A 19107-nucleotide genomic window follows, 5' to 3' on the forward strand; every position below is an offset into this window, starting at 1 on the left:
CACACGTCCCACGATGCACCCCGCCACTGACAACCGCCCCGCCCTGCTCCTCGCGATGGGCCCCGACACCGCGGACCGCCTGCTCACCGACGCCCACCGGCAGCGCCTCGCGGCACTCACCCGCACCGACCCGCACCTCGTCGCCCACGACCTCACCGCCCCGGACGCGCGGACCGCCGCCGCCCTCGCCGAGGCCGAACTCCTCCTCACCGGCTGGGGCGCCACCCCCCTCACCACCGAGGTCCTCGACCGCGCGCCGCGCCTGAGGGCCGTCGTCCACGCCGCCGGCTCCGTCAAGCACCACATCACCGACGCCTGCTGGGACCGCGGCCTCCGCGTCACCACGGCCGCCGCCGCCAACGCGCTGCCCGTCGCCGAATACACCCTCGCCGCGATCCTCTTCGCCGGAAAGCAGGTCCTCCGCTCCGCCCAGCGCTACGCCGAAATCCGCACCGACCACGCCTGGCTCACCGAGTCCGCCGCCTGGGGCAACCACCGCCGCACGATCGGCATCGTCGGGGCCTCCCGCATCGGCCGCCGGGTCATCGAACTCCTCCGCCCCTTCGACTTCGAGATCCTGCTGTACGACCCGTACGTGACGACCCCGCCGCCCGGCGTGGAGCTGACCGGCCTCGACGACCTGTGCGCCCGCAGCACGGTCGTCTCGGTCCACGCGCCCCAACTCCCGTCCACGTACCGCATGATCGGCCCCGCCCAGCTCGCCGCGATGCCCGACGGCACCACCCTGATCAACACGGCCCGCGGCTCCCTGATCGACGAGACGGCCCTCCTCCCCCACCTCCTCTCGGGCCGCCTCCACGCGACCCTGGACGTCACGGACCCGGAGCTCCCGCCCCCGGACTCCCCGCTCTACGCCCTCCCGAACGTCCTGCTCACCCCCCACGTCGCCGGCTCCCTCGGCAACGAACTCCACCGCATGACGGACCAGGCGCTGGAGGAGGTGGAGCGGTACGTCCGCGGCGAACCCTTCGTGGAGGAGGTGCGGGCGTCAGACCTCCAGCGCTCGGCGTAGGCGGTACCCCTCGGCCTCCACGTGCTCCAGAGCCTCCGGCGCCACCGCGAGGGCGGCGGGCAACGTGTCGGCCCACACCCCGAAACGCAGGGCCAAGGCGGCGAACCGGCGAGCCCGGACGGGGTCCGGGTGCGCACGGGCGAGGACGGCGTACGCCGATCCGCAAGCGGGGCCGAGGTGGTGCAGGTCGGCGAGGAGGTTCGCCGTGCGATCGTACTCTCGCGCGCGCAGCAGCTCGGTGACGAGGCCGGGGAGGGCGACCCAGGCCTCGTCGGGACCCAAGCTCCTCGCGTGCTCGGCCGCTTCGTCGTAGGCATCGATGCTGGCCAGAGCTTCCGCGGCATCGTGGGGCGATTTGTCGATCATCCCGCGTACGAGCCGTTCCGCACCGATCCGTCCCTGGCTCAACCGGATCCAGGCGACTCGGGACGACAGACGCGACGCAGCCCCGCCGCCCTGCCCCTCCGCGATCCCGAGCAGCAGCTTGGCCCTCTCCGTATCCCCCTCGTGAGCGAGCTGCAGGACCATCAGGGCGCGCTTCGCCTCCAGGCCGGACTCCCGGGAGAGGCGGGAGAGGATATCCACCGCGCGCAGCCGGTCGCCCACGAGCGCGCACGCGACGGCCGCGGCCCCGACCACCTGAGCCGGCGTGGCGGAGCGGCCGATCAAGCGGTCGATGCGGTCGAAGGCCCGTTCGGCCGCGTAAGCCGTGACGACCTCGGAGAGCAGCGGGGCGATGTGGAGGGGGCCGGACCGCCAGGCACACCGCTCCGCCTGCGGGGTCCGCCCCGCGGCCAGCATCGCGGAGGCGGCGGCCGGGGCGTCGAGCACCCAGTCGTCGCCGATGGCGTCCACGAGAGACGCCGCCGTGTCCCGCCTGCCCGCAGCACCCACGGCACGTGCGATCCAGGCGAGTTCGCCGACCAGGGTGGCGCGGGTGGGGGCGCGGTGCCGTCGCTCCTCCTCCGTGAGCAGTTCCCTCGCCTCGGCCACGCGGCCGGCGCGGTGCAGGGCGTGCGCCAGAGTGACGGTGAGCGCCGGGACCCGCGCCTCCGCCACCAGGGCCCGCGCCCGCTCGGCCCACCCCCGTTCGACGAGGGCGCCTACGAGTGCGCCCAGGACGTCCCTCCCGGCGGGGCTCGCGACGAGCCTGTCGGCGAGCGCCGCCACCTCATCCAGCCCACCGGACGCCAACAGGGCCGACCCGATGGCCGGCCACGCGCCGAAATCCTCGTCCCCGGGCACGCCGACCGCCAGCGCCAATGCCTCCTCGACCTCACCCGCCGAGGCCAGCCGCCGGGCGAGCCGGCCCCGCACCCCCGCCGCACTGACGGCCTCCAGCCGTTCTTCGGCCGCGGCCAGCGCACGCTCCCGCTCGCCCCGCTCAGCGAGCACCTCCGCGAACAGCTGAGGCCCCACACCGTCCGCCTGTTCGCGTGCCGCGTCGAAGCGTCCGGCCGCCACGAGGGCGACCGCCAGCTCCCGTCGGGCCGAGGCACGGGTCAGGGGCTCGTCGAGCCCCCATCCGAGGTGTGCCGCCCCCGTGTACAGGGCCGCCTCAGCCTGCCGCTCGTACCCCGCCTCGCGCAGCGCGACAGAGGCGCGCACCTGGACCACCCCGTGCGGGAAGCCACGGGTCAACACCTGGGCGATCAGGTCCGCCTCACCCGCGCGTCCGCCCCGGATCAGCGCCTCGACGACATCGGCGGTCGCCGTGGCCCGGGTCGAAAGGTCGGGATCCCCCTCGGCCAGGGCGAGTGCCCGGTCGTACTCCCCCGCCGCGCACCAAGCGCGAACCATCGCCCGGAGGACCTCCGGGCGGGCGGACCCGATCCTCCGAACGAGACCGGAGGCGCGGTCGTACGCTCCGATCTCGCTCCACAGCTGGGCGGTGGTCCTCGCGGCCTCGTCGTACGCGGGCCCCGACCGTAACGCCCGGGTCGCGACCTCCGCGTCCTCGACCAGTCCGACGGCCCGCTCCCGTTCTCCGTGATCCAGCAGCCGTGCCGCCACCGCGCACAGCGCCGTGACCGTGTGCGCTCCGCCCATGCTCCGCGCGAGCCCCACCGCCCGGTCGGTCTCCCCCACCGCGGCCCATCCGGCCGCCAGCACCGGCGGCACGCCGGCGCTGCGCCGCTCCAGTTCCCCGCGGTGGAACGCGAGGCGCAGCGCCACCGTCACCAGGTCCGCCCGGTCGCCCCCGGCCACGTGCGCGGACTCCGCGGCCCGCACCTCCGCCAGCGCCGCCGTGTCCGCGCCGGTCCGGATCAGCAATCGCTCGTGCCGTACGGCGTCCAACGCGCTGTCCACCAGGCGGTCCACCTCGCCCGCCGCGCGCAGCATCGGGACGTACCCCTGGAGCAGATAGGCGGGGCTCTCCTCAGGCCAGCCGCGTTCCCGCCAGTCTTCGGCCCAGGCACCCACCATGCCGCGCCACCGGGCGAGTTCCCGTTCACCGAGCATCTCCCGGGCCTGTACGGCCAGTTGTTCATGGGCCAGCAGGTAGGCGTCGCCGCGCGACGCGAAGGTGCGCGCGAGTCCCGTGCGCAGGACGTCCTTGACCCGGTACGGCACCCCGCCCGTCAGCTCCGCGAGGTCGTCCGCCGTGAGGCCGCCACCCGCGGCCGTCAGCAGGCCCAGGAGTTCGTACGGGAGTCCCCCGGCCTCCAGGAGGCACTTCAGCTCGCGTTCGGCCTCGACCCGGATCGCGCGGGCCCTCGGGGACGGGGCGAGGATCCGTACGGCCTCCGGGTCGCGGAGCGGGTGGTCGTCCGGGACGTCGACCGGAAGCGGCGGGTTGAGGCGGCCCGAGACGATGACGGGCAGGTCGTACGGGAGGAGGGCCGCGATCGAGCGGGCGTCGGGGCCGGTCGTCACGCCCCGGTCCTCGTCCAGGCCGTCGACGAGGAGGACCAGCCGTTCGCCGCGGGCGGCGCAGGCCGCGGCGGCCGAGGCGTACAGGCGCAGCAGGTGGGCCTCGCGGGTGGCGGCGGTCAGGAGGGCGGGGAGGCCTTCGCCCGCCAGCTCCGCGAGCTGCTCCAGGACGACGTCCACATACGCGGCGACGTCGTTCTGGGCGCCGAGGCGGGCCGTGACGAAGAAGGGGACGATCCGCGTCCCCGGCGGGGGGTCGAGCGCGAACCAGGACAGCAGGGCCGTCTTGCCGGCCCAGGCCTCCGCCCGCCACCAGGTGTACGCGGGGCCCGGGTCCGTACGGCCGCAGAAGGCCGCGAGCTCCGCCAACTCGCCTTCGCGGTCGACGAGTTCGGCGGGTGCGATCCTGCGCACATGCTCCCAGTACGCCGAGCGGACCGGCGACCGTTCCGGTACGCCGATACGGTTGCCGTCGCCGACCACCACGATTCCCGCGCCGTTGTGGACCGTGACGGGCCCCGCTCGCCCCGCTCTCCCTGCCCGCTCCATGGGCCCAACCTAGACTGGAAGGGTCCTACCGGGGTCGGGAGGCGCCATGACGTTCGTACAGATAATCGACTGCAAGACGAGTCGGGTGGACGATTTGAACCGGCTCATGGACCAGTGGGTCGAACAGACCGAGGGCAAACGGACAGCGACCCACAGCATCGTCGGCAAGGACCGCTCCGACGGCTCCCACATCGTGGAGATCGTCGAGTTCCCCTCGTACGACGTGGCCATGCGCAACTCGCAGCTCCCCGAGACCGATCGGATCTTCCGGGAGATGGTCGCGCTCTGTGACGAGATGCCGACCTTCACCGACCTGGACGTGGTCAGGGACGAGGCGCTGTACAAGGCCAACGCCCGGCGGCTCATGGAGCAGCTCGCCCAGGAGCAGGAGCTCGCGCTGCTCGACGAGGTGCTGGCCGAGGGCTACCACGACCACGATCCGACCAACGAGCAGGACGTCATCGGCATGGACGCCGTCCGGCGCGAGGTGGAGATGTGGCGGGGCGGCTTCGACTTCGCCTTCACCGTCGACGACCAGATCGCCGAGGGCGACCGGGTCTGCACCCGCTGGACGTGGCGGGGCACCCACACCGGCGACTTCATGGGGCTTCAGCCGACCGGCATGGACGTGAGCATGACCGGCACGGTCATCCACCGCTTCCGCGACGACGGGAAGATCGTCGAGGGCTGGTGGCAGTACGACCTGCTCGGGCTCATGGGGCAGCTCGGCGCCGTGGAGGGGTGACCCGATGAGGCAGCGAGGCCCGGTGCCCCCGCGACGGGGGCACCGGGCCTCGGTGATCAGCTACGAGCTAGGACACGCCTCAGTGGGAGTGGCCGTGGCCGTGGCCCGCGTCCGCCGGCTCCTCTTCCTTCTTCTCCACCACGAGGGTCTCGGTGGTGAGGAGGAGGGAGGCGATCGAGGCGGCGTTCTCCAGGGCGGAGCGCGTGACCTTCACCGGGTCGATGACGCCGGCCTTGACCAGGTCGCCGTACTCGCCGGTCGCGGCGTTGAAGCCCTGGCCCTTGTCGAGCTCGGCGACCTTCGAGGTGATGACGTAGCCCTCGAGGCCGGCGTTCTCGGCGATCCAGCGCAGCGGCTCGACGGCGGCGCGGCGGACGACCGCGACACCCGTGGCCTCGTCGCCGGTCTTGTCGAGGTTGCCCTCGAGGACCTTGACGGCGTGGACCAGAGCGGAGCCACCACCGGAGACGATGCCCTCCTCGACCGCGGCGCGGGTCGCGGAGATGGCGTCCTCCAGACGGTGCTTCTTCTCCTTCAGCTCCACCTCGGTGGCGGCGCCGACCTTGATCACGCACACGCCGCCGGCCAGCTTCGCGAGGCGCTCCTGGAGCTTCTCGCGGTCCCAGTCGGAGTCCGTGGACTCGATCTCGGCCTTGATCTGGCTGACGCGACCGGCGATGTCCTCGGCGTTGCCGCCACCGTCGACGATGGTGGTGGCGTCCTTGGAGATGGTCACGCGGCGGGCGGTGCCCAGCACGTCCAGACCGGCCTGGTCGAGCTTGAGGCCGACCTCCTCGGCGATGACGGTGGCACCGGTGAGGGTGGCCATGTCGCCGAGCATCGCCTTGCGGCGGTCGCCGAAGCCGGGGGCCTTGACGGCCACGGCGTTGAAGGTGCCACGGATCTTGTTGACGACCAGGGTCGACAGGGCCTCGCCCTCGACGTCCTCGGCGATGATCAGCAGCGGCTTGCTGGCGCCGGCCTGGATGACCTTCTCCAGGATGGGCAGCAGGTCCTGGATCGAGGAGATCTTGCCCTGGTTGATCAGGATGTACGGGTCGTCGAGGACGGCCTCCATACGCTCCTGGTCGGTGACCATGTACGGGGACAGGTAGCCCTTGTCGAAGGCCATGCCCTCGGTGAAGTCGAGCTCCAGGCCGAAGGTGTTGGACTCCTCGACGGTGATGACACCGTCCTTGCCGACCTTGTCCATCGCCTCGGCGATGAGCTCGCCGACCTGCTGGTCCTGCGCGGAGAGCGCGGCGACGGCGGCGATGTCGGACTTGTCCTCGATCGGGCGCGCGGTGGCGAGGAGCTCCTCGGAGACGGCCTTGACGGCGGCGTCGATGCCCTTCTTCAGGGCGGCCGGGGAGGCGCCGGCGGCGACGTTGCGCAGACCCTCGCGGACCAGGGCCTGGGCGAGCACGGTGGCGGTGGTGGTGCCGTCACCCGCGATGTCGTTGGTCTTGGTCGCCACCTCCTTCACCAGCTGGGCACCGAGGTTCTCGAACGGGTCCTCGATCTCGACCTCACGGGCGATCGTGACACCGTCGTTGGTGATGGTGGGGGCGCCGAACTTCTTGTCGATGACGACGTTGCGGCCCTTGGGGCCGATCGTCACCTTCACCGTGTCGGCAAGCTTGTTGACGCCGCGCTCAAGGGCGCGACGGGCGTCCTCGTCGAACTTCAGGATCTTCGCCATGGGAGCGGTTCAGCCCTCTCGGAATGGGGTGGAAACGAACTACGCCCCCGGACGCCCTGTGCGGGGTCAAGGGGCGCAGCTCAAAGCATCTGCTTCAGATACTTCGGTGAATTACTTCTCGATGATCGCGAGCACGTCGCGAGCCGAGAGGACGAGGAACTCCTCGCCGTTGTACTTCACCTCGGTGCCGCCGTACTTGCTGTAGAGCACGACGTCGCCGACCTGAACGTCGAGCGGCAGGCGCTCGCCGTTCTCGAAGCGGCCCGGGCCCACGGCGAGAACAGCACCCTCCTGGGGCTTCTCCTTCGCGGTGTCCGGGATGACCAGGCCAGAGGCGGTGGTCTGCTCGGCGTCGAGCGGCTGGACCACAATGCGGTCCTCGAGCGGCTTGATGGCAACCTTGGAGCTGGTGGTCGTCACGATCCGACCTCCCCCTTCGGAGATTACGGGGTCAACTGTCTGAGGTGGCGACCAGGTGGATCCGTCGTCGCGGGTGCCGGACCTGCCCGTCGCTGTGTTGGCACTCTCCAGTGGGGAGTGCCAGAGCCGAGACTATGACCGCGATTAGCACTCGGTCAAGCGGAGTGCCAATTCCACGCCGTCGCGCGTCGTCCTGCGCCGCCCCGATTCGCGTTCCGTCGCCCCGCGGCACCCCGACTCGCCGTGCGTCGTTCCGGTCTCGGTACGGGCAACGCCGTGGCGGACCCCGCGGTTCCGTACGAGGGTGCGGCCATGACGACCTCCCCTCCCCCGGTACGCCCGGCCGGCGACGCCCTGTTCGGCGTCCTCCTCCTCGTCCTGGAGGGCGTGCTCGTCCTGATCGCCGCTTTCACCCTGGGCATGCGCGGGTGGGCCGCGAGCTACGACCCGCGCCCGGCCGGACCGCCCCCGATGGACTGGGTGCCGGTGCTGGTCTTCGGGGCGATCACGGGCGGCGCCCTGCTGCTCGCGTGGGCGATGCTGCGCGGCGGCTGGCCCTGGACGGCGGGGGGACAGTTCCTGGCCGCCGCGCTGCTGGGCATCGGCACGCTGGTCTTCGGGATCCAGGAGTGGGCCACGGCGCACCCCGCACCGCCGGGGCCGACGGCCCCGGCGGACCCGTCCGAGACGCGCTGCGTGTGCCGCAGTGGGGGCGGGCCGTGCGAGTGCCCCGGAGGGTGAGATCCCCGAGGCGCGGGAGGCGACGTCAGTCGGCGCGACCGACTCTCCGGGACGACACCCCGTCCGCCCCGTCCGCCTTCTCCTTCAGCTCCGCCTTCTCCGCCTTCTCCGCCGCGGTCGTCGTGTCCGGCGTTCCCATCCGCTCCGCGGCCTTCCGCCCCAGCCGCTCGATCGGGTCGACCGACGAACCGCAGGCGGATACGGAGAGCAGCGCGCCGGCCAGCACCGCGCCGGTCGCGATCCGGAGTGCCGGCCCTCTCACCCGGAGTCCTCTCACCCGGAGTCCTCTCACCCGGAGCCCTCCCGCACCGAGGCCCCTCACACGTAGTCCTCGAGCTTCGCGACCGCGTACCCCTTGGCCGTGATCACGTTCATGACCCGCCGGATCATGTCGGGCATCGTGCCCTTCCAGTCGCCCTTGCCCCGGAAGTGGGTGAGCACGATGTCGCCGGGGTGCAGGTCCCGGTCCCACTCGCGCCATTCCATGTGGTCGGGGAAGGCCTCGGCCGACCACAGCGGGACCGCCTTGACCCCGCAGGACTTCGCGGCGCGCAGCGTGTCCTCGTTGTAGTTGCCGTACGGCGGGCGGAAGAGCGGGGGCCGCTTGCCGAACCGCTTCTCGATGACGTCCTGCATCCCGCAGATCTCGCGCTTCTGCTGCTTGTACGAAAGCCCGGGCAGGTAGCGGTGGTTGAGGGTGTGGTTGTGCAGGGCGACCCCGGACTCCTGCGACTTCTGCATCCGCGCGAAGTAGCCGTAGTCGTCCTTGACGACGTAGTCGCTGAGGAAGGCGCTGTAGGGGATCCGGAGGTCCTTCATCATCCGCAGCAGCTCGGGGTCCTTCTCCGCGCCGTCGTCGATCGTCAGGAAGACGACCTTCTGCTTGGTCGGCACGGTCGTGAAGACGGGCGGCAGACCCTCGCCGTCCGTCTCGAATCCCTTGCGGGTGGTGATCCTGGGCTTGACCTTCGGCGGGGCCGGCGCGTCGAGCGGGGCTTTGGCGAGGCCCCACTTCTTGGCGGCGAGCGCGCGGGCGGCCTTCTGCTTGCGGACCCTCTCGACGTACGCGTTGAGCGCGCCGGCCGAGCCGGGGGCCTGTGCCCGGCCCTGCTGGCCGGCGGCGGGCGCGGGGGCGCCGCGCTCGGGTTCGGCGGGTCCGGATCCGGAGTCCGAGCAGGCCGTGGCGGCGGAGGCGAGGGCTGCGACGACGAGAGCGGCCCCGAGGGTCCGCCGGAAAGGGTGCGCGCTGATCACCATAAATTCTTCCTCTTGTCGTACAAGCTGTATGGCGCCGCATACTGTCAGTGTCGAAGCGCCCTCCGGACCACGACACCGCCGTACGGCTCCCACCGTCCCCCGGCCGGCCCACAGTGCCGCAGGGCCCACAATGGGACGGGTGACCGACCTCGCCCAGTTCACCGCCCTGCTCACGCCCGAAGGGCAGGCCCTCCTCGCCGCCCTGCGCGACTACGACCCCGCCCAGGAGCTGGCGGTCGTCTCCCGGCTGCGCCGCGACCACTCCGCGGAGCTCGTCACCTCGGCGGTCGGCCAGGCCCGGCTGCGCCAGCGCGCGGTGGCGAAGTTCGGCGCCGAGGACGCGTACCGGATGTACTTCACGCCCAACGGCGTCGAGCAGTCGACCCGCGCCTCCGTCGGCACCTACCGGGCGACCCGGCTGAAGGCGCTCGGCGTCGGCAGCGTCGCGGACCTCTGCTCCGGGATCGGCGGCGACGCGATCGCCCTCGCCCGCGCCGGGATCTCCGTCCTCGCCGTCGACCGCGACCCGCTCACCGCCGAGGTGGCCCGCGCCAACGCCGAGGCGCTCGGCCTCGCGGAGCTGATCGAGGTCCGGTGCGCCGACGTGACCGAGATCGACACGAGCCCGTACGACGCGGTCTTCGTCGACCCGGCGCGGCGCGGCGGCCGGGGCAGGATCTTCGACCCCGAGGCGTACTCCCCGCCGCTCTCCTGGGCCGTCGAGGCGGCCCGCAAGGCCCCGCACGCCGCCCTGAAGGTCGCCCCCGGCATCCCACACGAGGCCGTCCCGGAGGACGCCGAGGCCGAGTGGATCTCGGACGGCGGGGACGTGAAGGAGGCCGTGCTCTGGTTCGGCACGGAGCCGGGCGCCCGCCGCGCCACACTCCTGCCCTCCGGCGCGGGCCTCACCGGCCGGGGGCTGCCCGACCCGGCGGTCCGCCCGGTCGGCCGCTACCTCTACGAGCCGGACGGCGCCGTCATCCGCGCGCACCTCGTCGCCGAGGTGGCACAGGAGCTGGACGGCGGTCTGATCGACGAGACGATCGCCTATGTCACGGCGGACGCGCTCACCCCCACCCCGTACGCCGCCGCCTACGAGATCACCGACGAACTCCCCTTCAACCTCAAGAAGTTGAAGGCCCTGCTGCGCGAGCGCGAGGTCGGCACCCTGACGGTGAAGAAGCGCGGCTCGGCGGTCGAACCCGAGGAGATCCGGCGGAAGGTGAAGCCGAAGGGCCCCAACTCCGCGACGGTGCTGCTCACCCGGGTCGCGGGAGCCCCGACGATGCTGATCGGCCGCCCGGCGGGCGGGGGCCGGTGACTGCCGGCCCGTGACCTCCCGGCCCGTGACCTGCGGTCGGTGACCCGGCGGCCCGTGGCTAGAGTTCCCTAGGCGGCAGGATCCAGACCTGGGGGGCGGAGAGTCGTGGCGCTGTATCCGGAGGGCATGTTCACCACCGGTCCGATCGCGCACCTCGTCGGACTGGCCGCCGGCGGATCCGACCCGCTGGAGTGGGAGGTCCTGCGCTTCGGCCGCGTCACACGGACGGACTACTGGGACCCCGCCTGGCGGGTCACCCCGCAGCACCTCGCCTCCCAACTGGACTACCTCTCCACCGTGTTCAGCGAGGAGTTCCTCGACACCTGCCCGGAGGCGGACCGCAGGACCTGGCGGGCGGCCGCAGGAGCGCAGGGCGTGCCCGCGTTCATGACCGAGCTCGCGACGCTACTGCGGCTCGCGGACCGCCAGCAGGACGCCACGTACGAGGACGTGCCGCTCGCCGCGTGGGAGGTGTGGGCGCGGTTCCCGCTGCTGCTGTCGCTGGACGGCTGGGCGTACGACGGCGAGTACGCCTCGTACGAGGAAAGCCTGCGGGCCTTCGTCGAGGGCGAGCACCCGGACTGCTCCTACGAAGTGATGCCGCGCCTCAACCAGGCCCTGGCGGCGCGCACGCTCTGCGCGGAGTCGGCGGCCTTCGCCGCGTCCTTCCGGGTCCTCGCGCCGCAGGCGACACCGGAGGCCCTGGCGGTCCTCACCCGCACCACCCTCACCCACCTGACGGAGCACCATGCCTGAGCAGCCGACGGCGACCCCGCGCGCGGTCTTCCACGAGGAGCCCTTCCCCGAGCTGTTCGGGCTCGCCACCGAGGCGGTCCTCAGTGACGACGGGGAGTGGATCGCGGTCAGTTCGGTGCTGTCGCAGCTGAGCCGGGTGGCGGTCTACCGCACCGCCGACCTCTCCTGCGCGCACGTCCTGACCGTGGCCATGGAGACGGAGACGATGGCCTTCCACCCCACGCTCCCGCTCCTCGCCATCGGCTTCGACAACGGCGACGCGTACATGCGCGAGGGCCGCCTCGTCCTCCTCGACCCCACAAGCGGCCACCGCGTCGACTTCGCCGATCCCCACTGGGGTGTCGAGCTGATCCGCTGGACGGACGCGAGCACCCTCGAACTCACCTTCTGCGCCATGCACGACGGGGTGGAGTTCGAGCGGTCCGGGGCCGTCGTGGCCCGCGAGGAGTGGCGCGGCCTCGCCCCCGACGCCGTCGACCTGTCCGCCCTCCGCAAGCAGCCGCTCGCCCCGGACGCCCCGCTCCCGTACCCCGACCGGGGTCCCGCGCCGCAGGTCCTGCGGGCGCTCGCCGAGCGGGCCGGTCTGACCTACGAGGGCAGGGGCGGGGTCCGGGCCGTGGCGGGGCTGAGCGACGGCCGGGTGCTCGCCACCCGGAAGCACACCGCGCTCGAATGCCGGGCCCCCGACGGGACGCTGCTGTGGAGCGTGCCCGCACCGTCGGCGGTCGGCGGCACGCGGATCGAGGTCTCGGCCGACGAGCGGACGGCACGCGTCGTCGTCGCCGGCCCCGACTCCCGCACCCGGACCGACTTCCCGCTCGTCGACACCTCCGACGGCACGGTCCTCGACAACCCCTCGGTGCCCTTCTCGGCCGCGCTCTCGGCCCGTACGGACGGGGCGTGGGCGATCCGGGACACGTACGACCGCAGCAGCGAGAAAGAGGGTCCCGACCCCAACACCCGGGTCTTCGCCGCCGACGGCACCCCGCTGGTCACGGTCCACGAGCCGGACCGGTACGACCTCGTCCCGGTCGACGCCCGCCGCTGCCCCGAGCTGCTGTTCGGCCGGCGCCGCCTGGACGTGATCGCGCTCGACCCCCGCTCCGGCGCCGAGACGACGCTCTTCCCGCTGGAGCCCTTCCGGGTCGACCGCCCGCTCGGCCGCGCGGTGTACGTCTCCGACGCCGGCGGGCCCGCGCTCCTGCACGGCTGGACGGAGCTGGTCCGCCGGGCCTTCCCCGCCGGGGACGTCGTCTGGACCCTGCCCCTGGGCTCCGAGGCGGAGGGCTCGCCCAAGAGCCTCACGGTCGTCGACCTCGACGCGCACGGCGGCGTCCTGCACGCCCTCTGCACCGACGGCACCCTGCTCTCGGTCGACGCCGCCGACGGCACCGTCCTCGACCGGCGCCCGCTGCCGCCGTACGGTCCGCTCTCGGTGCACGCGGCCCCCGACGGCACGGTCCTCGTCGGCACCGCGGCCGGCCGGATCCTCCGCTACTGAGAGCCGGCCGCCCGCGCCCGCCCGAGCAGCAGCTCCCGCTCGCGCGCGTTCCGGGTGAGCGAGGCCGCCCGCTCGAACTCGGCCCGGGCCTCCGCCGTCCGCCCCAGCCGGGCCAGCAGATCGCCGCGCACGCTCGGCAGCAGGTGGTAGCCCGCCAGGGCGGTCCCGTCGGCGAGGGCGTCGACGAGCACGAGACCGGCCTCCGGGCCGTCCGCCATGGAGACGGCGACCGCGCGGTTCAGCTCGACCACCGGGGAGGGCGCGACGGCCGCGAGCCGGCCGTACAGGGCGGCGATGGTCCGCCAGTCCGTCTCCTCGTAGGTCACCGCCCGCGCGTGACAGGCGGCGACGGCGGCCTGGAGGGCGTACGGGCCGTAGGAGCGCCCGTCGCCGGCGCGCTCCAGGGCGGCGAACCCGCGCCGGATCAGCAGCCGGTTCCAGCGGCTCCTGTTCTGGTCGGCGAGGAGCACCGGCTGCCCGTCGGGGCCGGTCCGGGTCGCGAAGCGGGACGCCTGGAGCTCCAGCAGGGCCGCCAGGCCGTGGACCTCGCCCTCCTCCGGCATCAGCCCGGCGAGGACCCGGGCGAGCCGCAGCGCGTCCTCGCACAGCGCGGGCCGCAGCAGGTCGTCGCCCGCGGTGGCCGCGTACCCCTCGTTGAAGATCAGGTAGACGACCTCCAGGACGGAGCCGAGCCGGGCGGCCCGCTCCGCCCCGTACGGCACCTCGAACTCCACGCCCGCCTTCGCCAGCGACCGCTTGGCACGGGTGATCCGGGCCGCGACCGTCGCCTCGGGGACGAGGAAGGCCCGAGCGATCTCGTCGGTCCGGAGCCCGCCGACGAGCCGCAGCGTGAGCGCCGCGCGGGCGTCGGCGGAGAGCACCGGGTGGCAGGCGGTGAAGACGAGCCGGAGGACGTCGTCGTCGATGTCGCCGGGGCCGGACGGCTCGGGGTCGTACGACTCCTCGCTCAGCGTCCGGCCGACCTCGGCGAGCTTGCGCGCGTACGTCTCGCGCCGCCGCACGAGGTCGACGGCGCGGTGCTTCGCGGCGGCCGTCAGCCAGGCGCCCGGCCGGTCCGGGACCCCTGACCGCGGCCACTGTTCGAGGGCGGAGACGAGCGCGTCCTGGGCGATCTCCTCGGCGATGCCGACGTCCCTGACGATCCGCGCCACCGTGGCGATGATCCGCGCCGACTCCATCCGGAAGACCGTCTCAAGGGTGCTCTCCACCGTCACGGTTCACATGACAGCACAGCCGACGGCCCGGTGCGGGTCAGCCTTCCGGCAACTCCTCGACCTCGCGGACCTCCAGGCCGACCTTCCACTGCGGCGGGTGGACGGCCAGGAAGCGCCTCCCCCACTCGACGGCCTCGGCCATGTCCTTGCACTGGAGCATCGCGTAGCCGCCGACGACCTCCTTGGTCTCGGTGAACGGTCCGTCGGTGTACGACAGCTGCCCGTCCGACCAGGTGATCCGGGTGGCCTCGGCGGTCGGCCTGAGCCCGGCGGTGTCCACCATGGCGCCGGCCTTGGTGATCTCCTCGAAGAGCGCACCCATCCGCTGCTCGAAGCCGGGGTCGGCGCTCTCCATGTCGATCGTGTTCTCCTCGATGCGGACGAGGGACAGGAAGCGGGGCATGACGACTCCTCGGTGGTGCGGTGGCGGGGCCGTTCCCCGCCTTCCACACATACGTCGAACGGGCCGGGCCCGCATCGACACCGCGCCGGAGAAATCTTCCGGACAGGCCCCGCAGGCCCCATCCGCCGGACAAGGCCTAGACGTAGTCCTCCAGACGGGCCACGGTGAAGCCCTGCTCCTGGATCCTGCGCAGCATCGTGGCCGTCATCTCGGTCATCGTCCGGCCCTTGAGCTCGGACGGGCCCCGGAAGTGGGCCAGGATGATGTCGCCGGGGTGCAGCTTCCGGTCCCCGCGCTGGTACTGCATGTTCTTGATCTGCATGGACTCGCGCCACAGCACGATCGCGTCCACCCCGCAGGTCCCGGCGGCGGCGCGGGTGTCCTCGTTCCAGTTGCCGTACGGCGGGCGGAAGAGGCGCGGCGCCGTGCCGTACTCCTTCGCCAGCTTCGTCTGCTGGCCGCAGATCTCCCGGCGCTGGGCCTCCCCGGAGAGGGTGCGGAGGTTGGGGTGGGTGAGGGTGTGGTTGGCGACGCCGTGGCCCTGGGCGGCGAGCGGGGCGAAGTAGCCGTAGTCGCCGCGGATCGCCGAGTCGGTGAGGAACATCGTCACGGGGACCTTGAGGTCCTTCATCATCCGCACGAACTCGGGGTCCTTCTCGGCCCCGTCGTCGATCGTGATGAAGACGATCTTCTCGGTGGTGGGGATGTCGCTGATGACGGGTACGGGGCCGCCGGGCGCGCGGACCACCGGCTTGACCGCGGGCGGCGCGGGCGGGGCCGCGAAGGGCTTGAGGCCCCATTTCCGGTACGCGGCGGCCACGGCACCCTCGGGTGCCCCGGGCGCCTTCTGCCCCGCCTCCCCGGCCTCCCCGGCCTTCCCGGCGTCCCTGGAAGTCGTGGGAGTGGGAGCGGCGGCGGGGTCCTCCGCCGTGCAGCCGGTCACCAGGAGGGCGACGGCGGTCAGCGCCGCCCACAGCGCGATCTTCTTCTTCACGCGCTGTGTGATGCCCGATCCGGGCGAAAGGTTGCTCGATTTTCGGTCTCGTGTCGCCTATTCGACCGATTCGAAGCGCCAGCGGTGGACCGGACGGGTGATCAGCTCCGCGTCCGGCTCGGGCAGCTCGGGCAGTTCGGCGTCGAAGGCCCCGGCCTCCCACCAGGTGAGGACCAGGACCCGGTCCTGCGGGGCGCGGAAGATCTCCCGGCGCAGCGGCTCGTGGGCCAGGACCTGGGCCCTGGCCCACTCCAGGAGCTCGCCGCCGCGCCCCTGGGCGGCCCGCGCCTCCCACATGAGGGTGAGCCTCACGAGTACAGGTTCTCCTTGCTGACCTCGTGCACGTGGTCGTGGTCGTGCGCGTGGTCGTGGTGGTGCGCGCCGGGCACGTGCGGGTCCGTCACCGGCAGGGAGGAGTCCGCGGACAGCTCCAGGTCCGAGGCCGGCCGGTTGCGGGCGACCATCTCGGAGCCGAGGGCCGCGACCATCGCGCCGTTGTCCGTGCACAGGCCCGGGCGCGGCACGCGCAGCCGGATGCCGGCCCGCTCGCAGCGTTCCTGGGCGAGGGCCCGCAGCCGCGAGTTGGCGGCGACGCCGCCGCCGATCATCAGGTGGTCGACGCCCTCGTCCTTGCAGGCCCGGACGGCCTTGCGGGTGAGGACGTCCACGACCGCCTCCTGGAAGGACGCGGCCACGTCCCGGACGGGCACGTCCTCGCCGGCCGCCCGCTTCGCCTCGATCCAGCGGGCCACGGCGGTCTTGAGGCCGGAGAAGGAGAAGTCGTACGCGGGATCCCGGGAGCCGCTGAGCCCGCGCGGGAAGGCGATCGCCTTCGGGTCGCCCTCCTTGGCGAGCCGGTCGATGACCGGTCCGCCGGGGAAGCCGAGGTCGAGGACGCGGGCGATCTTGTCGAAGGCCTCGCCGGCCGCGTCGTCGATGGTGGCGCCCATCGGCCGCACGTCGGAGGTGATGTCGGAGGAGAGCAGCAGCGAGGAGTGCCCGCCGGAGACCAGCAGGGCCATCGTCGGCTCGGGCAGCTTGCCGTGCTCCAGCTGGTCGACGCAGATGTGCGAGGCGAGGTGGTTGACGCCGTACAGCGGCTTGCCGAGGGCGTAGGCGTACGCCTTCGCGGCCGAGACGCCGACGAGCAGCGCGCCCGCGAGCCCGGGCCCGGCCGTGACGGCGATGCCGTCGAGGTCCTTGGCGGAGATCCCGGCCGTCTTCAGGGCGCGCTCGATCGTCGGGACCATCGCCTCCAGGTGCGCGCGGGAGGCGATCTCGGGCACGACACCGCCGAAGCGGGCGTGGGTGTCGACGCTGGAGGCGACGGCGTCGGCGAGGAGGGTGGTGCCGTGGACGATGCCGACGCCGGTCTCGTCGCAGGAGGTCTCGATGCCGAGTACGAGGGGTTCGTCAGCAGCCATCAGAATCAGTCTCAGTTCCTTGAACGGTCAGTCGCATCACGAGCGCGTCCACGTTTCCGGGCTGGTAGTAGCCGCGCCGGAAACCGATGGGCTCGAAGCCGAAGCGCTCGTAGAGCTTCTGGGCCCGGGTGTTGTCCACGCGCACTTCGAGGAGGACCTCGTCGCACTCGAAGGCGGTGGCGTGGTGGAGCAGGTCGGTGAGGAGCCGGGCGCCGAGGCCCGTACCCCACTGGTCGCGGGAGACGGCGATCGTCTGTACGTCCCCGAGTCCGCCGGCCGCGGCGAGTCCCGCGTAGCCGACGAGCTCGCCCTCGCCGTTCTCCGCCACGACGTAGCGGCGGGTGGCCCGGGGGCCGCGCGCGTGCGCGAGCTCCGACCAGAACATCCCCGCCGACCAGGCGTCCTCGGGGAACAGTTCGTCCTCGAGGGCCAGCACGGGGGCGATGTCCCACCAGCGCATCTCGCGCAGTTCCACGCCGCCGGTCACTTGGGCGTGACCACCTTGTAGTTCTTGGGCACCTGCGCGTCGGGGCGGCGCAGGTACAGGGGCAGCGGGTCGAGGAAGCCCTCGCCGCCGGCCGCCAGCTTCTCCGCGGCGAGCGCGGCGAGCGCAGCAGCCGACTGGTGCTCGGGGTCGCGGGCGTCGGGGAAGGCCTCGGGGTAGAGACGGGCGCCGGCGCCGACGACGGGCAGGCCCGCGAGGCGTTCGGCGATCTCGGCGGGCCGGTCGACGGCCGCGTCGGTCACCCGGGTGCGGGAGTCCTCGTACCGCGCCCAGTAGACCTCCTTGCGGCGCGCGTCCGTCGCGACGGCGAAGGGCTCGTCGATCCCGGAGGCGTACGCGAGGCCGTCGAGGGTGCACAGGCCGTGCACGGGCACGCCGAGCGCGGACGAGAAGGCCGCGGCCGTGACGAGGCCGACGCGCAGGCCGGTGTACGGGCCGGGGCCGACGCCGACGACGACGCCGGTGACCGTGTCGAGGGTCAGCCCGGCCTCCTTGAGGACCCGGTCGACGGCGGGCAGCAGCAGCTCCCCGTGACGGCGGGCGTCGACCTGGCTCGACGAGGCGAGCACGGCCTCGCCGTCGTGGAGGGCGACGGTGACGGCAGGGGTGGCGGTATCCAAGGCGAGCAACAGCACGCGAACAGCCTACGGCTCCGGGGACGGGCGGCGCCCCGGGAGCCGTACCCGGCAGCCGTGGGCGGGCACCCCCGCGCACGTCACCCCGGGCACGGCGCCCCGCCCGCGGGGGCACCGGCTGCTACCGTCACCCTTCGATACGTTCGTACGAGAGGTGGGCACGGTGGCAAGGAGCAGCTCGGGATTCGTGGCCGGGCTCACCGCGGCGGCCGTCGTCGCGGTCGGCGTCCTCGCGTACCAGGCCTCGGCCAACGCCCCCGCCGATCTGTCGGCGAAGCCGACGAAGCCGGGCACGGCCGTCCCGTCCGTCTCGCCGAGCGGCGGCCCGAAGCAGCCGGCGAAGGACCCGCTGGCGGTCCCCGCGGGCTCCGGCACGGGCGAGCGGGTCGTGTACGCGCTGGCCGACCGCAAGGTGTGGCTGGTGAGCTCCAAGGGCAAGGCCACCCGGGCGTTCTCGGTGATGCCGAGCACGGTGAACCCGCTGCCGGGCGCCTACACGGTGACGTCGCGCTCGGGCGCGGTCACCGGCTCGGACGGGGTGCGGATCGAGCACGTGGTGCGGTTCGCGACGAACGAGGACGTGGTGATCGGCTTCAGCGCGGCGGTGGACGGCTCGACGCCGAAGCCGGACCCGTCGAAGAAGACCGGCGGCATCCGCATGAAGAGGGCGGACGGGGACGCGCTGTGGACGTTCGCGTCGATCGGCGCGAAGGTCGTCGTCGTCTCCTAGGCGGCTTCGTCCCGCCGTGTTCCGACGGTCTCCGCAACCGCTTCCTCACCCTGCTCGGGGCCGGGTCTGCGCGGCGGGGTGGACAGGGCGCGCGCGGCGGCACAGGACGCCAGCAGCTCGCCCATCGACACGTGGTCCCGGCCGTGTCCCGCTCCCGCTCGCGCTTCCGCGCGCTCTGGCGTGGCCATGCATGCCTCCCGTAGGTTAGGTACACCTAACCAGCTCGTGCATCCATGTGACCACGGCACGTACGACCCACGCAATATCTTCCCGACACGTTGT

Annotated in this window: 20 protein-coding genes; 7 read left to right on the plus strand and 13 right to left on the minus strand. The window is 72.9% G+C overall.

Annotated elements, in window-relative coordinates; genetic code table 11:
* The first annotated feature begins 13 nt into the window (after positions 1-13).
* Positions 14-1033: a hydroxyacid dehydrogenase gene (locus SGA01_RS10230; protein ID WP_141295601.1), complete on the plus strand. Its 1020-nt coding sequence runs from the start codon at positions 14-16 to the stop codon at positions 1031-1033.
* On the opposite strand, the gene SGA01_RS10235 is transcribed toward SGA01_RS10230, so the two are convergent.
* On the minus strand, positions 1010-4456 hold the full coding sequence (locus tag SGA01_RS10235; protein WP_141295604.1) for a hypothetical protein: 3447 nt from the start codon (positions 4454-4456) through the stop codon (positions 1010-1012). The genes SGA01_RS10230 and SGA01_RS10235 overlap by 24 nt on opposite strands.
* Positions 4457-4502: 46 nt before the next feature.
* Between SGA01_RS10235 and SGA01_RS10240 the strand changes: the two genes are divergently transcribed.
* On the plus strand, positions 4503-5201 hold the full coding sequence (locus SGA01_RS10240) for an ester cyclase (RefSeq protein WP_141295607.1): 699 nt from the start codon (positions 4503-4505) through the stop codon (positions 5199-5201).
* Positions 5202-5280: 79 nt separating this feature from the next.
* On the opposite strand, the gene groL is transcribed toward SGA01_RS10240, so the two are convergent.
* Both groL and groES read right to left on the minus strand, forming a co-directional pair.
* Complete coding sequence (gene groL / locus SGA01_RS10245) at positions 5281-6903, minus strand: chaperonin GroEL (protein WP_141295610.1); 1623 nt, start codon at positions 6901-6903, stop codon at positions 5281-5283.
* A 111-nt stretch (positions 6904-7014) separates the two neighbouring features.
* Entirely contained in the window at positions 7015-7323 is a 309-nt protein-coding gene (groES, locus tag SGA01_RS10250; protein WP_024756677.1) for a co-chaperone GroES, read from the minus strand.
* A 312-nt stretch (positions 7324-7635) separates the two neighbouring features.
* Here groES and SGA01_RS10255 point away from each other — a divergent pair, with 312 nt between their 5' ends.
* Positions 7636-8064: a DUF6234 family protein gene (locus tag SGA01_RS10255; RefSeq protein WP_141295613.1), complete on the plus strand. Its 429-nt coding sequence runs from the start codon at positions 7636-7638 to the stop codon at positions 8062-8064.
* Between the two features lie 25 nt (positions 8065-8089).
* Here the strand turns inward: SGA01_RS10255 and SGA01_RS10260 are convergent, their stop codons facing one another.
* Positions 8090-8326 (minus strand): hypothetical protein, encoded by a 237-nt coding sequence (locus tag SGA01_RS10260; RefSeq protein WP_141295616.1) that lies wholly within the window; start codon positions 8324-8326, stop codon positions 8090-8092.
* A gap of 56 nt (positions 8327-8382) precedes the next feature.
* Complete coding sequence (locus SGA01_RS10265; RefSeq protein WP_141295619.1) at positions 8383-9321, minus strand: polysaccharide deacetylase family protein; 939 nt, start codon at positions 9319-9321, stop codon at positions 8383-8385.
* Positions 9322-9451: 130 nt separating this feature from the next.
* Here SGA01_RS10265 and SGA01_RS10270 point away from each other — a divergent pair, with 130 nt between their 5' ends.
* From SGA01_RS10270 to SGA01_RS10280, 3 genes are all read left to right on the plus strand, one after another.
* Positions 9452-10642 (plus strand): THUMP-like domain-containing protein, encoded by a 1191-nt coding sequence (locus tag SGA01_RS10270; protein ID WP_057950497.1) that lies wholly within the window; start codon positions 9452-9454, stop codon positions 10640-10642.
* Positions 10643-10747: 105 nt separating this feature from the next.
* Positions 10748-11398 (plus strand): hypothetical protein, encoded by a 651-nt coding sequence (locus SGA01_RS10275; RefSeq protein ID WP_141295622.1) that lies wholly within the window; start codon positions 10748-10750, stop codon positions 11396-11398.
* A complete protein-coding gene (locus SGA01_RS10280; RefSeq protein ID WP_141295625.1) occupies positions 11391-12899 on the plus strand; it encodes a PQQ-binding-like beta-propeller repeat protein in 1509 nt (502 codons plus the stop codon). Before SGA01_RS10275 ends, SGA01_RS10280 begins: the two co-directional genes overlap by 8 nt.
* Here SGA01_RS10280 and SGA01_RS10285 read toward each other — a convergent pair.
* The 7 genes from SGA01_RS10285 to tsaB all read right to left on the minus strand — a co-directional run bounded on the left by SGA01_RS10285 (position 12893) and on the right by tsaB (position 18095).
* Complete coding sequence (locus tag SGA01_RS10285; RefSeq protein WP_174867259.1) at positions 12893-14098, minus strand: RNA polymerase sigma factor; 1206 nt, start codon at positions 14096-14098, stop codon at positions 12893-12895. The genes SGA01_RS10280 and SGA01_RS10285 overlap by 7 nt on opposite strands.
* A gap of 73 nt (positions 14099-14171) precedes the next feature.
* Positions 14172-14537 (minus strand): YciI family protein, encoded by a 366-nt coding sequence (locus SGA01_RS10290; RefSeq protein ID WP_141295631.1) that lies wholly within the window; start codon positions 14535-14537, stop codon positions 14172-14174.
* Between the two features lie 136 nt (positions 14538-14673).
* Positions 14674-15531: a polysaccharide deacetylase family protein gene (locus tag SGA01_RS10295; protein WP_141295634.1), complete on the minus strand. Its 858-nt coding sequence runs from the start codon at positions 15529-15531 to the stop codon at positions 14674-14676.
* Between the two features lie 57 nt (positions 15532-15588).
* Positions 15589-15828 carry a hypothetical protein gene (locus tag SGA01_RS10300; RefSeq protein ID WP_371866018.1) on the minus strand — a complete coding sequence of 80 codons (240 nt, stop codon included), beginning with the start codon at positions 15826-15828 and terminating at the stop codon, positions 15589-15591.
* 11 nt (positions 15829-15839) lie between these two features.
* A complete protein-coding gene (gene tsaD, locus SGA01_RS10305) occupies positions 15840-16955 on the minus strand; it encodes a tRNA (adenosine(37)-N6)-threonylcarbamoyltransferase complex transferase subunit TsaD (RefSeq protein WP_055641816.1) in 1116 nt (371 codons plus the stop codon).
* Positions 16945-17415, minus strand: a complete 471-nt coding sequence (gene rimI, locus SGA01_RS10310; protein ID WP_141295863.1) for a ribosomal protein S18-alanine N-acetyltransferase — start codon at positions 17413-17415, stop codon at positions 16945-16947. The genes tsaD and rimI overlap by 11 nt, the downstream gene beginning before the upstream one ends.
* Before the next feature lie 23 nt (positions 17416-17438).
* Positions 17439-18095 carry a tRNA (adenosine(37)-N6)-threonylcarbamoyltransferase complex dimerization subunit type 1 TsaB gene (gene tsaB, locus SGA01_RS10315; RefSeq protein ID WP_141295640.1) on the minus strand — a complete coding sequence of 219 codons (657 nt, stop codon included), beginning with the start codon at positions 18093-18095 and terminating at the stop codon, positions 17439-17441.
* Between the two features lie 163 nt (positions 18096-18258).
* Here tsaB and SGA01_RS10320 point away from each other — a divergent pair, with 163 nt between their 5' ends.
* Entirely contained in the window at positions 18259-18825 is a 567-nt protein-coding gene (locus SGA01_RS10320; RefSeq protein WP_229918324.1) for a hypothetical protein, read from the plus strand.
* On the opposite strand, the gene SGA01_RS10325 is transcribed toward SGA01_RS10320, so the two are convergent.
* Positions 18822-19013 carry a hypothetical protein gene (locus SGA01_RS10325; protein WP_141295643.1) on the minus strand — a complete coding sequence of 64 codons (192 nt, stop codon included), beginning with the start codon at positions 19011-19013 and terminating at the stop codon, positions 18822-18824. The genes SGA01_RS10320 and SGA01_RS10325 overlap by 4 nt on opposite strands.
* Positions 19014-19107: the final 94 nt, after the last annotated feature.

The sequence above is a fragment of the Streptomyces gardneri genome (genome assembly GCF_006539185.1).
GTDB lineage: Bacteria > Actinomycetota > Actinomycetes > Streptomycetales > Streptomycetaceae > Streptomyces > Streptomyces gardneri.

Coding starts and splice junctions, on each gene's coding strand:
- SGA01_RS10230 (WP_141295601.1), top strand. CDS start 14: ATGCACCCCGCCACTGACAACCGCCCCGCCCTGCTCCTCGCGATGGGC.
- SGA01_RS10235 (WP_141295604.1), bottom strand. CDS start 4,456: ATGGAGCGGGCAGGGAGAGCGGGGCGAGCGGGGCCCGTCACGGTCCAC.
- SGA01_RS10240 (WP_141295607.1), top strand. CDS start 4,503: ATGACGTTCGTACAGATAATCGACTGCAAGACGAGTCGGGTGGACGAT.
- groL (WP_141295610.1), bottom strand. CDS start 6,903: ATGGCGAAGATCCTGAAGTTCGACGAGGACGCCCGTCGCGCCCTTGAG.
- SGA01_RS10255 (WP_141295613.1), top strand. CDS start 7,636: ATGACGACCTCCCCTCCCCCGGTACGCCCGGCCGGCGACGCCCTGTTC.
- SGA01_RS10265 (WP_141295619.1), bottom strand. CDS start 9,321: ATGGTGATCAGCGCGCACCCTTTCCGGCGGACCCTCGGGGCCGCTCTC.
- SGA01_RS10270 (WP_057950497.1), top strand. CDS start 9,452: ATGGGACGGGTGACCGACCTCGCCCAGTTCACCGCCCTGCTCACGCCC.
- SGA01_RS10280 (WP_141295625.1), top strand. CDS start 11,391: ATGCCTGAGCAGCCGACGGCGACCCCGCGCGCGGTCTTCCACGAGGAG.
- SGA01_RS10285 (WP_174867259.1), bottom strand. CDS start 14,098: ATGGAGTCGGCGCGGATCATCGCCACGGTGGCGCGGATCGTCAGGGAC.
- SGA01_RS10290 (WP_141295631.1), bottom strand. CDS start 14,537: ATGCCCCGCTTCCTGTCCCTCGTCCGCATCGAGGAGAACACGATCGAC.
- SGA01_RS10300 (WP_371866018.1), bottom strand. CDS start 15,828: ATGTGGGAGGCGCGGGCCGCCCAGGGGCGCGGCGGCGAGCTCCTGGAG.
- tsaD (WP_055641816.1), bottom strand. CDS start 16,955: ATGGCTGCTGACGAACCCCTCGTACTCGGCATCGAGACCTCCTGCGAC.
- rimI (WP_141295863.1), bottom strand. CDS start 17,415: ATGCGCTGGTGGGACATCGCCCCCGTGCTGGCCCTCGAGGACGAACTG.
- SGA01_RS10325 (WP_141295643.1), bottom strand. CDS start 19,013: ATGGCCACGCCAGAGCGCGCGGAAGCGCGAGCGGGAGCGGGACACGGC.